This window comes from Pseudomonas sp. RIT-PI-o (assembly GCF_001297215.1).
Classification (GTDB): Bacteria; Pseudomonadota; Gammaproteobacteria; order Pseudomonadales; family Pseudomonadaceae; genus Aquipseudomonas; species Aquipseudomonas moraviensis_A.
The window spans coordinates 349,654-364,897 of the sequence record NZ_LHPA01000021.1 but is presented as its reverse complement, the minus strand read 5'-3'; the positions used below and the strand labels follow the sequence as shown (position 1 = coordinate 364,897).

Here is a 15,244-nt window from a genome sequence, read left to right as displayed (position 1 = left end):
CAAATCCTCACTGAACCGCAACCGCAGGCGTGTTCAACAACACAACCGCAGCGGTCACCAGCAAATTGATCAGGGTCAGTGGCAGGCAGAATTTCCAGCTGAAATCCATCACCTGGTCATAACGCGGACGCGGGATGGAAGCGCGCAGCAGGATGAACAGCATGATGAAGAACGCGGTCTTCAGTGCGAACCAGACGAAGGACAGTTGCGGCAGGATGCCGAACGGACCGTGCCAGCCACCGAAGAACAGGGTGACCAGCAGCGCCGAGATCAGGATGATGCCGATGTATTCACCGACGAAGAACATGCCCCATTTCATACCGGCGTATTCAATGTGGTAACCGTCGGCCAGTTCCTGTTCTGCTTCCGGCTGGTCGAACGGGTGACGGTGAGTCACGGCGACGCCAGCGATGAAGAAGGTACAGAAGCCGAAGAACTGCGGAATGATGAACCACAGGTTCTGCGCCTGGTACTCGACGATGTCGCGCATGTTGAACGAGCCGACCTGGACCACGATGCCCATCAGGGCCAGGCCCATGAACACTTCGTAGGACACGGTCTGCGCCGAGGCACGCAAGCTGCCGAGCAGGGCGAACTTGTTGTTGCTCGACCAGCCGGCGAACAGCACGGCGTACACCGACAGACCGGCCATGGCGAAGAAGAACAGCAGGCCGATGTTCAGATCCGCCACGCCCCAGGTCGGGGTGATCGGGATGATCGCGAAGGCGATCAGCAGGGCGGACATCGCCACCACCGGTGCCAAAGTGAAGATCACCTTGTCGGCAAACGGCGGGGTCCAGTCTTCCTTGAAGAACATCTTCAGCATGTCGGCGGCGATCTGGAACATACCGAACGGGCCAACGCGGTTCGGACCGTAACGGTCCTGCCACCAGCCCAGCAGGCGACGTTCGACAAAGCTGAGCAAGGCGCCCGCGACCACCACGGCCAGCAGGATCACGATGGCTTTGATGACCGTCAGGATCACATCGATCACTTCAGGGGTGAACCAGGTCATTGCGCTGCCTCCTGCAGACCGTCGACGGACACGCCGGCGAATGCCGGTGGAATGCCAGCGATGCCCGCAGGCAATGCCACCAGACCGGCGCCCAGTTCTTCATTGATGCGCAGCGGCAGACGCAGGGTCTGGCCGGCCACGTTCAGGCTCAGCAGAGCACCGTCGTTGACACCGAGGCGGTCGGCTTCGGATTTCGCCAGAGCCACATATGGCGCCGGAATGCGTTCTTGCACCGGGGCGGCTTTCGAAGAGTTTTCTTCGCTACCAAACAGGTGGAAGAACGGCACGGCTTGCCAGGTACCCGGCGCCGGGTTGAACGCCCGCGGCGCAGCGGCGAACCAGTTCAGCGAGTCGCCAGTGCTTTCGATCAGGCGTGTGCCCGGATCGCCAGCGCGCAGGTGACCACCGACTTCGTCCTGGAACTTGTTCCACGCTTGTGGCGAATTCCAGCCCGGCGACCATGCGAATGGCACCTGTTGACGCGGTTCGGCGGAGCCAGAGTAACCTTCCATGGAGAAGGCGAACGCGGTGTCCTGGTCTTGCGGGGTACGCGGTTCGTGAACGCTGATGTCGGCGCGCATTGCGGTGCGACCGGAGTAACGCAGCGGCTCACGCGCCAGTTTCAGACCCTTGATGCGGAACGCAGCGGAAGGTGCAGCATCGACGATACGTGCCAGTTGCGCGGTGCTCGAGGCAACGGCGGCGGTGACGTGGTCGAGTTGCGTCCAGTCGATCGGCTGGTTCAGCAGGGTCGCGCGCAGGGCGTGCAGCCAGCGCCAGCCTTCGTGCACCAGAATGCTCGCGTCGAGGTATTGCGGATCGAAAACCTGGAAGAAGCGCTGGGCGCGACCTTCCTGGCTGACCAGCGTACCGTCGCCTTCGGCGAAGCTCGCCGCTGGCAGCACCAGGTGTGCGCGATCGGTGGTGGCGGTTTTCTGATGGTCGGCGACGATCACCACCTTAGCGGCGTTCAGCGCAGCATCGACCTTGGCTTTGGCGGTGCGGGTGTACAGATCGTTTTCCAGCACGACGATAGCGTCGGCCTTGCCATCGATGACCGCTTGCAGCGCGGCGTCGACCGATTCGCCACCGAGCATGGCCAGACCGAGGCTGTTGGCCTCCGGCACGATCAGGCTGATCGAACCGTTCTTCTCGCGCAGCTTCAGGGCCTTGGCGATGTTCGCGGCGGCTTCGATCAAGGCTTTGGAACCCAGCGAAGTACCGGCGATGATCAGCGGGCGCTTGGCGGCGAGCAGGGCGTCGGCGATGCGCTGCGCCAGTTCCAGGGCTTCAGCGTCCAGGCCTTCGACAGCCGGAGCGCTGGCATCGAGGGCGTGAGCCACGGCGAAACCGATGCGTGCCAGGTCATCCGGAGCTGCGTGTACGCATTCTTCAGCGACGTCGTCGAGCTTGGTTTCGGCGAGGCTGGCGATAAACAGCGGGTTCAGCGCGTGCTGACCGATGTTCTTCACCGCCGCGTCGAGCCAAGGCTGGACGCGCATGGCTTCGGCCATGTCTTCAGCCTTGCCCTTGACCGACTGACGCAGGGCCAGGGCCATGCGCGCGGCGGTCTGGGTCAGGTCTTCGCCGAGGACGAAGATCGCATCGTGGTCTTCGATGTCGCGCATGTTCGGCACAGGCAGCGGGCTGTCGTTCAGCACCTGCAGGACCAGACGGATGCGCTCCAGCTCGGAGGCTTCGATACCCGAGTAGAAGTGCTCGGCGCCGACCAGTTCGCGCAGCGCGTAGTTGCTTTCGAGGCTGGCACGTGGCGAACCGATACCGACGATGTTGCGCCCGCGCAGCAGATCGGCGGCTTTATCCAGCGCCGCGTCGAGGCTGAGCTTGGTGCCATCGGCCAGCAGCGGTTGACGTGGACGGTCGGTACGGTTGACGTAGCCGTAGCCGAAACGGCCACGGTCGCAGAGGAAGTACTGGTTCACCGAACCGTTGAAACGGTTTTCGATACGACGCAGTTCACCGTAACGCTCGCCCGGGGAGATGTTGCAACCGCTCGAGCAGCCGTGGCAGATGCTCGGCGCGAACTGCATGTCCCACTTGCGGTTGTAGCGCTCGGAGTGAGTCTTGTCGGTGAACACACCGGTCGGGCAGACCTCGGTGAGGTTGCCGGAGAACTCGCTCTCGAGGGTGCCGTCCTCAACGCGACCGAAGTACACGTTGTCGTGGGCGCCGAACACACCGAGGTCGGTGCCGCCGGCGTAGTCCTTGTAGAAACGCACGCAGCGGTAGCAAGCGATGCAGCGGTTCATTTCGTGGGAAATGAACGGGCCCAGTTGCTGGTTCTGGTGGGTGCGCTTGCTGAAGCGATAGCGGCGCTCGTTGTGGCCGGTCATCACTGTCATGTCTTGCAGGTGGCAGTGACCGCCTTCCTCGCACACCGGGCAGTCGTGCGGGTGGTTGGTCATCAGCCATTCGACAACGCTGGCGCGGAACGCCTTGGATTCTTCATCGTCGATGGAGATCCAGGTGTTGTCGGTGGCTGGGGTCATGCAGGACATGACGATGCGACCACGGGTGTCGTTCTCGTCGGTGTACTGCTTGACCGCGCACTGGCGGCAGGCCCCGACGCTACCAAGCGCGGGGTGCCAGCAGAAATATGGAATGTCGAGGCCCAGCGACAGACATGCCTGTAACAGGTTGTCTGCCCCGTCGACTTCGAGCGCTTTGCCGTCTACGTGGATAGTGGCCATGGTTCAAAGGTCTTCGTTGGCCCGGTGTCAGCGGGCGTGGCTAATGGAATCTTGTTATGCGTCCGAATCCAAACAGCCCCGAAGGGCGTCATCGGACGAAAGGCGAAGGGCACGGACCCTTCGCCTTCTTAAGCGTTTACGCGCCGACTACGATCGGCCTTGCCAGAGGCGGGACGGCGGCGCTGACAGGCGCGATACCGGCTTCGAACTCTGGACGGAAGTATTTGATGGCGCTGCCCAGCGGCTCCACGGCACCCGGTGCGTGAGCACAGAAGGTTTTGCCCGGGCCAAGGAAACCGACCAGACCCAGCAGGGTCTCGATGTCGCCTGGCTGGCCCTTGCCTTGTTCGATGGCCATCAGCAGCTTGACGCTCCATGGCAGACCATCGCGGCACGGGGTGCAGAAACCGCAGGACTCACGGGCGAAGAACTGCTCCATGTTGCGCAGCAGCGAGACCATGTTGACGCTGTCGTCCACCGCCATCGCCAGGCCGGTACCCATACGGGTGCCAACCTTGGCGATGCCGCCGGCGTACATTTGTGCGTCGAGGTGCTCCGGCAGGAGGAAACCGGTACCGGCGCCCCCCGGCTGCCAGGCCTTGAGCTTGAAGCCGTCGCGCATGCCGCCGGCGTAGTCTTCGAACAGCTCGCGACCGGTGACGCCGAATGGCAGTTCCCACAGGCCCGGATTCTTGACCTTGCCGGAGAATCCCATGAGCTTGGTGCCCATGTCTTCGGAGCCTTCGCGAGCCAGCGATTTGTACCAGTCAACGCCGTCGGCAATGATCGCCGGCACGTTGCACAGGGTTTCGACGTTGTTTACGCAGGTCGGCTTGCCCCACACGCCGACGGCGGCAGGGAAGGGCGGCTTGGAGCGCGGGTTGGCACGGCGGCCTTCGAGGGAGTTGATCAGTGCGGTTTCTTCACCGCAGATGTAACGCCCGGCGCCAGTGTGGACGAACAGTTCGAAATCGAAACCGCTGCCCAGAATGTTCTTGCCCAGCAGGCCGGCCGCCTTGGCTTCTTCCACGGCACGGTTGAGGTGCTTGGCAGCGGTGGTGTATTCGCCGCGCAGGAAGATGTAGCCACGGTAGGTTTTCAGTGCGCGGGCACTGATCAGCATGCCTTCGATCAGCAGATGGGGCAGTTGCTCCATCAGCATGCGGTCTTTCCAGGTGTTCGGCTCCATTTCATCCGCGTTGCACAGCAGGTAGCGGATGTTGATGGATTCGTCCTTGGGCATCAGGCCCCACTTCACGCCAGTGGGGAAGCCGGCACCGCCGCGACCCTTGAGGCCGGCGTCTTTCACGGTCTGGACGATGGCGTCCTGATCCATGTCGGCGAAGGCTTTGCGCGCGGCAGCGTAACCGTTCTTGGCCTGGTACTCGTCGAGCCACACGGCTTCGCCGTCATCGCGCAGACGCCAGGTCAGGGGATGCGTCTCGGCCGAACGCTGAATGCGGTTGGCAGGACCGAAAGATGTCAGGGTCATACGTAGCCCTCGAGCAGTTTGGCCACGCCAGCAGGCTGGACATCGCCAAAGGTGTCGTCGTCGATCATCAGCGCCGGTGCCTTGTCGCAGTTGCCGAGGCAGCAGACAGGCAGCAGGGTGAAACGACCGTCGGCGGTGGTCTGACCCAGGCCGATGCCCAGATTGTTCTGGATTTCGCTGACCACCGACTCGTGGCCGCCGATGTAGCAGACCATGCTGTCGCAGACGCGAATGATGTGGCGGCCGACCGGCTGACGGAAAATCTGGCTGTAGAACGTCGCCACGCCTTCAACGTCGCTGGCCGGGATGCCGAGGATCTCGCCAATCGCGTACAGGGCGCCGTCCGGCACCCAGCCGCGTTCCTTCTGAACGATCTTCAGGGCTTCGATCGACGCCGCGCGCGGGTCTTCGTAGTGATGCAGCTCGTGCTCGATGGCCGAGCGCTCGGTTTCACTCAAGGTGAAACGGTCTGTCTGGATAAGCGTGCTGTTCATGCTTAGCGGTCCACGTCGGCCATAACGAAGTCGATACTACCCAGGTACGCAATCAAGTCCGCGACCATGCTGCCTTTGATCACCGAAGGGATCTGCTGCAGGTGCGGGAAGCTCGGAGTACGGATCCGGGTACGGTAGCTCATGGTGCCGCCGTCGCTCGTCAGGTAATAACTGTTGATGCCCTTGGTCGCTTCGATCATCTGGAAGGATTCGTTGGCCGGCATGACCGGGCCCCACGAAACCTGGAGGAAGTGCGTGATCAGGGTTTCGATGTGCTGCAGCGTGCGCTCTTTCGGTGGCGGCGTGGTCAGCGGGTGATCCGCCTTGTACGGGCCTTCCGGCATGTTGCGCATGCATTGATCGATGATCTTGATGCTCTGGCGCATCTCTTCGACGCGAACCATGCAACGGTCGTAGGCATCGCCGTTGACGGCCAGCGGCACTTCGAATTCGAAGTTCTCGTAGCCCGAATACGGACGCGCCTTGCGCAGGTCGAAATCGCAACCGGTGGAACGCAGGCCGGCACCGGTGACGCCCCATTCCAGGGCCTCTTTGGTGTTGTAGGCAGCGACGCCGACGGTACGGCCCTTGAGGATGCTGTTCTGCAGGGCGGCCTTGGTGTATTCGTCCAGGCGCTTGGGCATCCACTCGACGAAATCCTTGACCAGTTTTTCCCAGCCGCGCGGCAGGTCGTGGGCGACACCACCGATGCGGTACCAGGCCGGGTGCAGACGGAAACCGGTGATCGCCTCGATCACCGTGTACGCCTTCTGGCGGTCGGTGAAAGTGAAGAACACCGGCGTCATGGCGCCGACGTCCTGGATGTAGGTGCCAAGGAACAGCAGGTGACTGGTGATACGGAAGAACTCGGCCATCATGATGCGGATGACGTCGACCTTCTGCGGCACCTTGATGCCGGCGAGCTTCTCGACCGAGAGCACGTACGGCAGGTTGTTCATCACGCCGCCGAGGTAGTCGATGCGGTCGGTGTACGGAATGTAGCTGTGCCAGGACTGACGTTCGCCCATCTTCTCGGCGCCACGATGGTGGTAACCGATGTCCGGGACGCAATCGACGATCTCTTCGCCGTCCAGCTGCAGAATGATGCGGAACGCACCGTGCGCGGAAGGGTGGTTCGGGCCGAGGTTGAGGAACATGTAGTCCTCGTTGGCCCCGGAACGCTTCATGCCCCAGTCTTCGGGACGGAAACGCGCGGCTTCCTCTTCAAGCTGCTGCTTGGCGAGGTTGAGGCTGTACGGATCGAATTCGGTGGCGCGCGCCGGGAAGTCCTTGCGCAGCGGGTGACCTTCCCAGGTCGGCGGCATCATGATGCGCGACAGGTGCGGGTGGCCTTTGAAGTCGATGCCGAACATGTCCCAGACTTCGCGCTCGTACCAGTTGGCGTTCGGCCAGATGCTGGTGACGGAAGGCATGCTGAGGTCGCCTTCGGACAAGGCCACCTTGATCATCACGTCACTATTACGCTCCAGCGACATGAGGTGATAGAACACGGTGAAATCGGCGCCGGTCGGCAGCCCTTGACGCTTGGTGCGCAGACGCTCGTCCACGCCGTGCAGGTCATAGAGCATGACGTACGGCTTGGGCAGGTTGCGCAGGAAAGTCAGGACTTCAACCAGTCTGGCGCGGGCCACCCACAGCACCGGCATGCCGGTGCGGGTTGCCTGCGCGGTGAACGCTTCGGCGCCAAAACGGTTGTTCAGTTCGACGACCACATCCTGGTCGTCTGCCTTGTAAGGCGGGATGTACAGAGCACTGCCTGTAGTCATGGTTATTTTTTCGCTTTCGGTCAACGTAAAGAATGAAGCCAGCTTCTCGTTACTTGGAACAGAACTGGATCAGACTTCGTCAGGGCTGCGCAGATTGGTGACTGCGATTCGCTGTTCGCGGCGCTGTTCCTTCTGCGATGGCATGTCGGCGCGATACACGCCTTGATCACCAACGACCCAGGAAAGCGGACGACGCTCCTGTCCAATCGATTCCTGCAACAGCATCAAGCCTTGCAGAAATGCTTCCGGACGGGGCGGGCAGCCAGGTACGTAGACGTCCACGGGCAGGAACTTGTCTACGCCTTGAACCACGGAGTAGATGTCGTACATGCCGCCGGAGTTGGCGCACGAACCCATGGAGATGACCCATTTCGGTTCGAGCATTTGCTCGTAGAGACGCTGAATGATCGGCGCCATCTTGATGAAGCAGGTACCGGCGATAACCATGAAGTCGGCCTGACGCGGCGAGGCCCGGATCACTTCGGCGCCAAAGCGCGCGATGTCGTGGGGCGCCGTGAAGGCGGTGGTCATTTCCACGTAGCAGCACGACAGGCCGAAGTTGTACGGCCACAGGGAGTTCTTACGTCCCCAGTTGACCGCGCCACTCAGCACGTCTTCCAGCTTGCCCATGAAAATGTTTTTGTGGACTTGATCTTCTAACGGATCGGCAACGGTTTCCCGCTGGCCAATCGGATACTGCTCGTTAGGAGCATCGGGGTCGATCCTGGTGAGATTGTATTGCATTGCCAAAGCCTCATTGTTTCAGCTTCGCCTGCCGCTTGCGACGAGCTTCCGGAGCCCAGTCAAGGGCGCCCACTCGGAACAGGTAGACAAGACCTGCCAACAGAATTGCTATGAAAACGAGAGCTTCGACGAATCCGGTCCAGCCGCTTTCGCGGACGGACACAGACCATGCAAAGAGAAAGAGGGCTTCGATATCGAAGATCACGAAGAGCATCGCGACCAGATAGAATTTGGCTGAGAGCCGCAAGCGGGCGCCACCGGTAGGTAGCATGCCCGACTCGAACGGTTCGTTTTTGCTGCGACCCCAGGCTTTTGACCCGAGGAGGCTGGAGACGCCAAGCATGAAGGCACACAGGCCGACGACACCCAGAAGGAAAATGGCAAAGCCCCAGTTGTGGGCCATGAGTCCTGTCGCTTCGGGCATGCTGGTAATCCTTAACAGAGAGCAAAGGTCTCTGAGCTTGATAAAGAAATAAGGCAGTGACGATATGTCGCAGCAATCAATCGGGCTGATTTTATGGCTAAACACCCGGCAAGTAAAATTCCAAAGGCGAAATTATTTACCGGATTAAGGACATAGCGCTTGCTCACAGCCCTGCGGCCCATGCGTTGCGGGCATTAGCCGGGTTTCCATCAATTATGTTTTGTAGGGCTTGTAACGAACATAGTTGCTGCTGAATGATAATTGATATCGTTTGCAGTGGTTTTGTAACTGTTTAACGAGTGAGTGGTTGGGAAGTTGTCTTACTTGCGCGTTACTGCAAGTAGCGAAGCCTACGGTTTTAGCGGAAATTTCTGACGCTTGTACCGCTTCAGATCAATGTTTCACGCCCACGCCACAGATCCACTGTAGGAGTGAGCCTGCTCGCGATGGCGGTCTGTCAGCCAGCACATGAGTTAACTGATAAACCGCTATCGCGAGCAGGCTCACTCCTACAGGGATTTGTGGTGTTCATCAAAACTCAGGCAAAAAAACGCCCCGATCCAGTCGGGGCGTCAATCTTGCGGCTCTGCGGTTAGCTTTTGTTCGATCCGCAAAGGCCGTTTGCTCAGCGAAGCGCTATCAGTGGAACTGTTCTTCTTCGGTCGAACCGGTCAGCGCGGTCACCGAGGACGAGCCGCCCTGGATCACGGTGGTCATGTCGTCGAAGTAGCCGGTGCCCACTTCCTGCTGGTGCGCCACAAAGGTGTAGCCTTTGGCGGCGTCAGCGAATTCCTGCTCTTGCAGCTTCACGTAGGCCGTCATGTCGTTGCGGGCGTAGTCGTGCGCCAGGTTGAACATGCTGTGCCACATGTTGTGAATGCCGGCCAGGGTGATGAACTGGTGCTTGTAGCCCATGGCGGACAGTTCGCGCTGGAATTTGGCGATAGTGGCGTCGTCCAGGTTCTTCTTCCAGTTGAAGGAAGGCGAGCAGTTGTACGACAGCAGCTGGTCCGGGTATTCCTTCTTGATCGCTTCAGCGAAGCGACGGGCTTCTTCCAGATCCGGCTTGGCGGTTTCGCACCAGATCAGGTCGGCGTACGGCGCGTAAGCCAGGCCACGGGCGATCGCTTGATCCAGACCGGCACGTACCTTGTAGAAACCTTCCTGAGTACGCTCGCCGGTCACGAATGGCTGATCGTACGGGTCGCAGTCGGAGGTCAGCAGGTCAGCCGCGTTGGCGTCGGTGCGGGCCAGAATGATGGTCGGCGTACCGGCAACGTCAGCGGCCAGACGGGCAGCAGTCAGCTTCTGTACGGCTTCCTGGGTTGGCACCAGAACCTTGCCGCCCATGTGCCCGCATTTCTTCACCGAAGCCAGTTGGTCTTCGAAGTGAACGCCGGCGGCGCCTGCTTCGATCATGCTCTTCATCAGTTCGTAAGCGTTGAGTACGCCGCCGAAACCGGCTTCAGCGTCCGCCACGATTGGCGCGAAGTAGTCGATGTAGCCTTCATCGCCCGGGTTCTTGCCGGCTTTCCACTGGATCTGGTCGGCACGACGGAACGAGTTGTTGATGCGCTTGACCACGGTTGGCACCGAGTCGACCGGGTACAGCGACTGGTCCGGGTACATCGATTCGGCGGAGTTGTTGTCCGCAGCCACCTGCCAGCCGGACAAGTAGATCGCCTGGATACCGGCTTTAACCTGCTGAACAGCCTGGCCGCCGGTCAGGGCGCCCATGCAGTTGACGAAATCTTTCTCTGGACGGAAGGACGGCTTGGCACCCTGGGTCACCAGGTTCCACAGCTTCTCGGCGCCCATCTTCGCGAAGGTGTGCTCAGGCTGAACCGAGCCACGCAGACGGACCACGTCAGCAGCGGAGTAAGTGCGAGTCACGCCTTTCCAGCGCGGGTTCTCGGCCCAGTCTTTTTCGAGGGCTGCAATTTGCTGTTCGCGTGTCAGTGCCATGGAGATAAACCTCGTCGCGTCTTTTATGAAAAGTTGTTCTGCGGTGGAAAATTCCTGCGCTCGCTGACCAGAAGCTTGGTGGTCAAGTCGGATTCGGCGGGGTAGGCGACGGGATGAACGATGGGCTCGAGGGGAAGTGAGCAGGTAGTGGCGGACTGCGGGGCGCATGCGGGCGTCGTGGGCCTTCATACGGACAACAGCGTGAAGCCGGGTTACCTAAATACGCTTCCGTCCCTCGGGACAACTTCGTTCCAGTCGGCAACCTCGTCAAACACACCTTGTGGGCGGTACAGACACGAAACGGTTCGCGGGGTAGGTGCGAACGGCGCTTCGAAGGCCCTTGCCAGGGCCTCTGATTAGCGGGAGCGAGGCCATCATGCCCTCGCTTTTTCGCGTCGTCAAACGTTTTGTAGTGCTTTTTTTAAAGCACTACATCTTTAGTCTGATACGACTAATCAGTCAGTTTTCGGTGCTTTAGTCCAGTGCGTCGACTTTGACCCGCAGAGTCATGTCATCGCGACCTTGAGTCGAGTAGCTGCGGGTCAGGCCCTGTTTGTCGGCCTGAGTCTGGCTGTTGACGCCGGCGAGGGTGATCCACTCACCGAGGCGTCCGGTGACGGTTGTGTCGGTACTCTGAACGTTCACTACATCGGGACGTTCCTGGCTCATGCGGTCACGGTTGGTACTGATCGCCAGATGAACGGTCTCGCCGGTGACGCTGGCGGTGACGTAGAAACCCTGGGTGACGTTGCGGTATTGAGTCTCGCTGCTGTAACCGCCGTAGGAATCGCTCTGGGTGTTGGTGATCGGCACACTCTGGCCGACCTGGATCAGCGCCGGAGTGCCTTCACTGGTCTGCACTTGCTGGACGCCGCCGTTGCGGCTGGTGGTGCTGCGACTGATGATCCGGGTCTGGTTCGGCTGGGCGCCGTTGACTGAATAACCTTCGTCGCCACGGCCATTGTTTTCGTTGGTGTCGACGGTGATCAGCAAGCGCTTGGGCGCGGTGTCGAGTTGTGCAAGCAAATCCTTCAGTTCTTGAATCTTGCCCGGCTCGGCCTTGACGATCAGTTGGTTGCCGTAAGCGCTGACCTGACCGTCCTGACCGATGAAGTCCTGCGCCACCGGCAGCATGTCGGCGCTTGTGTGGTATTTGAGAGGGACGATTTCTGTGGCTGCCAGCACCGAAAAACTGCAGCCGAGCAGCAGGGTGGTGAGCAGGGTGCGTAGGGACATGTCCGTTATCTCCGCGTTCGAAAGGCTTGATATTGCCAGTTTGTCGGCCCGGGGTGGGGCAAGTTGAATCGTAGTTAGCAAAACGCCCCGGCATCGTTGAATGCCGGGGCGTCAGGAGATGATGTTGTGGCGAGGGAGCTTGCTCCCGCTGGGGCGCGAAGCGGCCTTGCTGTTGAAATCCAAAGCAGGGTCTGCTGCGCAGCCCGGCGGGAGCAAGCCCCCTCGCCACAGGGTTTGATCAGTGCTGCTCAGGCCGAATGCCGAACCATGTCGACATGCGGTATCCCGGCCTCGAGAAACTCCTCGCTGACCAGGCTGAAGCCCAGGCGTTCATAGAACGCCGTGGCCTGCACCTGAGCGCTGAGCTTTTGTTGCTTCAGGCCGCGCGCTTCGGCCTCGGCGATGACCGCCTGCATCAGCGCGTCACCGACCTTCATCCCGCGCCAGTCTTTCAGCACCGAGACGCGGCCGATGTGCCCGTCAGGCAGCAAGCGGGCCGTACCGATGGGGAAGTCGCCTTCAAATGCCAGAAAATGCACAGCGGTCGCGTCATCCGCGTCCCACTCAAGCTCGGGCGGTACCGATTGTTCGGCGATGAACACCGTTTCACGAATGCGCCGGATCTCGGCGATATCCTTCTGCCAGTCTGCGACACGAACGCGAATTTTATTCATCAGCGAACCCCAGGCTCCCTTGCTTGACCAGTTCGCAGAGCAGGCTGCGACCGTCTTCATCGCTCAGCCACTCGCCGAGGTTATCGGCGTGCAGGGCGTCAGCGGCGCAGATCAGCTTCAGCAGCTCGCGCAGCTTGCCCGGCAGGTAACGGCTCTGGCCGCTGGCGAACAGCAGCAGATCGTCGTCGACTTCCGACCAGGCCAGGCGCGCGCTCGGGTTGCGGATCAGCACGGCGCCGTCCTGGAGGGCGGCGAGGAAGTCTTCTTCTTCGACGTCCTCCGGGCCAACAACCAGCTCCGGGTAGCGCGGCTCAGTCATGTACTGGCCGAACCAGGTCAGCAGCAGACGCTCGTCGCTCATGTGCTCGGCAAGCAGGCTTTTCAGGCGATCCAGCGCGTCATGTTGAATCTGGTGCGGATCGACCGCCGGCTTGGCGTCGGCATCGGTGTAGCGCTCTTCGTCGGTCAGGAACTGGCTGAGGAAGTCGGTGAAGTGGGTCAGCACTTCAGCGGCGCTTGGGGCGCGGAAGCCGACCGAGTAGGTCATGCAGTTGTCGACTGCGACACCGCAATGGGCCAGACGCGGCGGCAGGTAGAGCATGTCCCCCGGCTCCAGCACCCACTCTTCGGTCTCGTGGAATTCGGCGAGGATGCGCAGGTCGGCGTGTTGCAGCAGCGGGCTTTCGGAATCGCACATCTGGCCGATTTTCCAGTTGCGCTTGCCGTGGCCCTGCAGCAGGAATACGTCGTAGTTGTCGAAGTGCGGACCGACGCTGCCACCCGGGGCGGCAAAGCTGATCATCACATCGTCGACGCGCCAGCTCGGCAGGAAGCGAAAGTTCTCGAGCAGCTCGCTGACTTCCGGCACGAATTGGTCGACTGCTTGCACCAGCAGGGTCCACTCTTTTTCCGGCAGTTTGCTGAATTCGTCTTCAGCGAACGGGCCGCGGCGCAGTTCCCATGGGCGCTCGCCATGTTCGATCACCAGGCGCGATTCGACTTCTTCTTCCAGGGCCAGACCGGCCAGTTCGTCGGCGTCGATCGGGCTTTCGAAATCAGGAATCGCCTGACGGATCAGCAGCGGTTTTTTCTGCCAGTAGTCACGCAGGAACTCGCGTGCAGTGAGGCCGCCCAGAAGTTGAAGAGGAATATCGGAATTCATATGTAACCTATTGAAAAAAAGCACTTTTCAGACGGGAATAAAAACGCCCGGCGCGGCCGGGCGTCTCAAACGGGGCAAACGGTCGATCAGATGCGTTTGGCTTGTGCCACTGCGTTGCCGATGTAGTTGGCCGGGGTCAGTTGCTTGAGCTCGGCTTTGGCTTCGGCTGGCATGTCCAGGCCATCGATGAAAGTCTGCAGCGCTTCAGGGCTGATGCCCTTGCCGCGGGTCAGTTCTTTCAGCTTTTCGTACGGGTTTTCGATGTTGTAGCGACGCATCACGGTCTGGATCGGCTCGGCCAATACTTCCCAGCAAGCGTCGAGATCAGCAGCAATCTTCTGCTCGTTGAGCTCCAGCTTGCTGATGCCTTTGAGGCTGGCTTCGTAAGCGATCACGCTGTGGGCGAAGCCGACACCGAGGTTGCGCAGGACGGTGGAGTCGGTCAGGTCGCGCTGCCAGCGGGAGATCGGCAGTTTGCTCGCCAAGTGCTGGAACAGTGCGTTGGCGATACCCAGGTTGCCTTCGGAGTTTTCGAAGTCGATCGGGTTGACCTTGTGCGGCATGGTCGACGAACCGATTTCGCCAGCGATGGTGCGCTGCTTGAAATAACCCAGGGAGATGTAGCCCCAGATGTCACGGTCGAAGTCGATCAGGATGGTATTGAAGCGCGCGATCGCGTCGAACAGCTCGGCGATGTAGTCGTGCGGTTCGATCTGCGTGGTGTACGGGTTGAAGCCCAGGCCCAGTTCGTCTTCGATGAAGGCGCGGGCGTTGGCTTCCCAGTCGATCTGCGGGTAGGCCGAAAGGTGTGCGTTGTAGTTGCCGACGGCGCCGTTGATCTTGCCCAGCAGCGGCACGGCAGCGACCTGCGCGATCTGCCGCTCGAGACGGTAAACCACGTTGGCCAGTTCTTTGCCCAGAGTGGTCGGCGAAGCGGGCTGGCCGTGGGTGCGCGACAGCATCGGCACGTCGGCGAAACGGATCGCCAGTTCGCGGATGGCGTTGGCGGTCTGGCGCATCAGCGGCAGCATCACGTCGTCACGGCCTTCGCGCAGCATCAGCGCGTGGGACAGGTTGTTGATGTCTTCGCTGGTGCAGGCAAAGTGGATGAACTCGCTGACCTTGGCCAGTTCCGGCAGCTTGGCCGCCTGCTCCTTGAGCAGATATTCGATCGCTTTGACGTCGTGGTTGGTGGTGCGCTCGATCTCTTTGACGCGCTCGGCGTGCTCCAGCGAGAAGTTTTCCGCCAGTTCGTTGAGAACGGCGTTGGCCTCGGCGGAGAAGGCCGGCACTTCAGGGATGCCAGCGTGGGCGGCCAGGCGCTGGAGCCAGCGCACTTCAACCAGAACGCGGGCACGGATCAGGCCGTACTCGCTGAAAATCGGGCGCAGGGCCTGGGTTTTGCCGGCGTAGCGGCCGTCAACAGGGGAAACCGCAGTGAGCGAAGAGAGCTGCATGGGGTGTTCTCGGACAGTCGGGCAACGAAATGGGGCGCGTATCATACATGAAAAAATCCGCCGGTCCGTCGCCAACTGACCGG

Annotated in this window: 12 protein-coding genes; all 12 read right to left on the bottom strand. The window is 60.8% G+C overall.

What is annotated here, in order from left to right; translation table 11 throughout:
• Positions 1-7 precede the first annotated feature (7 nt).
• Positions 8-1,015, bottom strand: a complete 1,008-nt coding sequence (gene nuoH, locus AEQ63_RS12715; protein WP_039763316.1) for an NADH-quinone oxidoreductase subunit NuoH — start codon at positions 1,013-1,015, stop codon at positions 8-10.
• The gene (gene nuoG / locus AEQ63_RS12710) at positions 1,012-3,726 is read right to left on the bottom strand and encodes an NADH-quinone oxidoreductase subunit NuoG (protein WP_039763314.1); all 2,715 of its coding nucleotides are present in this window, start codon (positions 3,724-3,726) and stop codon (positions 1,012-1,014) included. Before nuoG ends, nuoH begins: the two co-directional genes overlap by 4 nt.
• 136 nt (positions 3,727-3,862) lie before the next feature.
• A complete protein-coding gene (gene nuoF, locus AEQ63_RS12705) occupies positions 3,863-5,218 on the bottom strand; it encodes an NADH-quinone oxidoreductase subunit NuoF (RefSeq protein ID WP_064363636.1) in 1,356 nt (451 codons plus the stop codon).
• Positions 5,215-5,712 (bottom strand): NADH-quinone oxidoreductase subunit NuoE, encoded by a 498-nt coding sequence (gene nuoE, locus AEQ63_RS12700; protein WP_003223804.1) that lies wholly within the window; start codon positions 5,710-5,712, stop codon positions 5,215-5,217. The genes nuoF and nuoE overlap by 4 nt, the downstream gene beginning before the upstream one ends.
• A 2-nt stretch (positions 5,713-5,714) precedes the next feature.
• Positions 5,715-7,499, bottom strand: coding sequence for an NADH-quinone oxidoreductase subunit C/D (gene nuoC, locus AEQ63_RS12695; RefSeq protein ID WP_042609213.1), 1,785 nt, complete (start codon positions 7,497-7,499; stop codon positions 5,715-5,717).
• A 69-nt stretch (positions 7,500-7,568) separates the two neighbouring features.
• Positions 7,569-8,243, bottom strand: a complete 675-nt coding sequence (locus AEQ63_RS12690; RefSeq protein WP_016775278.1) for a NuoB/complex I 20 kDa subunit family protein — start codon at positions 8,241-8,243, stop codon at positions 7,569-7,571.
• Between the two features lie 10 nt (positions 8,244-8,253).
• Positions 8,254-8,667 carry an NADH-quinone oxidoreductase subunit A gene (locus tag AEQ63_RS12685; protein WP_003223812.1) on the bottom strand — a complete coding sequence of 138 codons (414 nt, stop codon included), beginning with the start codon at positions 8,665-8,667 and terminating at the stop codon, positions 8,254-8,256.
• Positions 8,668-9,306: 639 nt separating this feature from the next.
• Positions 9,307-10,632: an isocitrate lyase gene (gene aceA, locus AEQ63_RS12680; RefSeq protein ID WP_003223815.1), complete on the bottom strand. Its 1,326-nt coding sequence runs from the start codon at positions 10,630-10,632 to the stop codon at positions 9,307-9,309.
• A gap of 474 nt (positions 10,633-11,106) precedes the next feature.
• Positions 11,107-11,868, bottom strand: a complete 762-nt coding sequence (locus AEQ63_RS12675) for a secretin N-terminal domain-containing protein (RefSeq protein ID WP_042609214.1) — start codon at positions 11,866-11,868, stop codon at positions 11,107-11,109.
• 248 nt (positions 11,869-12,116) lie between these two features.
• Entirely contained in the window at positions 12,117-12,542 is a 426-nt protein-coding gene (locus AEQ63_RS12670; RefSeq protein WP_016775275.1) for a GNAT family N-acetyltransferase, read from the bottom strand.
• Complete coding sequence (locus AEQ63_RS12665; protein WP_016775274.1) at positions 12,535-13,704, bottom strand: ribosomal protein uL16 3-hydroxylase; 1,170 nt, start codon at positions 13,702-13,704, stop codon at positions 12,535-12,537. Before AEQ63_RS12665 ends, AEQ63_RS12670 begins: the two co-directional genes overlap by 8 nt.
• Before the next feature lie 86 nt (positions 13,705-13,790).
• Complete coding sequence (gene purB / locus AEQ63_RS12660; protein ID WP_003223822.1) at positions 13,791-15,161, bottom strand: adenylosuccinate lyase; 1,371 nt, start codon at positions 15,159-15,161, stop codon at positions 13,791-13,793.
• Positions 15,162-15,244 lie beyond the last annotated feature (83 nt).

What these genes read in the sequence shown, in the direction of transcription:
- nuoC (WP_042609213.1), bottom strand. Translation starts at nt 7,499, where the DNA reads ATGACTACAGGCAGTGCTCTGTACATCCCGCCTTACAAGGCAGACGAC.
- nuoE (WP_003223804.1), bottom strand. Translation starts at nt 5,712, where the DNA reads ATGAACAGCACGCTTATCCAGACAGACCGTTTCACCTTGAGTGAAACC.
- purB (WP_003223822.1), bottom strand. Translation starts at nt 15,161, where the DNA reads ATGCAGCTCTCTTCGCTCACTGCGGTTTCCCCTGTTGACGGCCGCTAC.
- AEQ63_RS12690 (WP_016775278.1), bottom strand. Translation starts at nt 8,243, where the DNA reads ATGCAATACAATCTCACCAGGATCGACCCCGATGCTCCTAACGAGCAG.
- nuoH (WP_039763316.1), bottom strand. Translation starts at nt 1,015, where the DNA reads ATGACCTGGTTCACCCCTGAAGTGATCGATGTGATCCTGACGGTCATC.
- AEQ63_RS12675 (WP_042609214.1), bottom strand. Translation starts at nt 11,868, where the DNA reads ATGTCCCTACGCACCCTGCTCACCACCCTGCTGCTCGGCTGCAGTTTT.
- nuoG (WP_039763314.1), bottom strand. Translation starts at nt 3,726, where the DNA reads ATGGCCACTATCCACGTAGACGGCAAAGCGCTCGAAGTCGACGGGGCA.
- aceA (WP_003223815.1), bottom strand. Translation starts at nt 10,632, where the DNA reads ATGGCACTGACACGCGAACAGCAAATTGCAGCCCTCGAAAAAGACTGG.
- AEQ63_RS12670 (WP_016775275.1), bottom strand. Translation starts at nt 12,542, where the DNA reads ATGAATAAAATTCGCGTTCGTGTCGCAGACTGGCAGAAGGATATCGCC.
- nuoF (WP_064363636.1), bottom strand. Translation starts at nt 5,218, where the DNA reads ATGACCCTGACATCTTTCGGTCCTGCCAACCGCATTCAGCGTTCGGCC.
- AEQ63_RS12685 (WP_003223812.1), bottom strand. Translation starts at nt 8,667, where the DNA reads ATGCCCGAAGCGACAGGACTCATGGCCCACAACTGGGGCTTTGCCATT.
- AEQ63_RS12665 (WP_016775274.1), bottom strand. Translation starts at nt 13,704, where the DNA reads ATGAATTCCGATATTCCTCTTCAACTTCTGGGCGGCCTCACTGCACGC.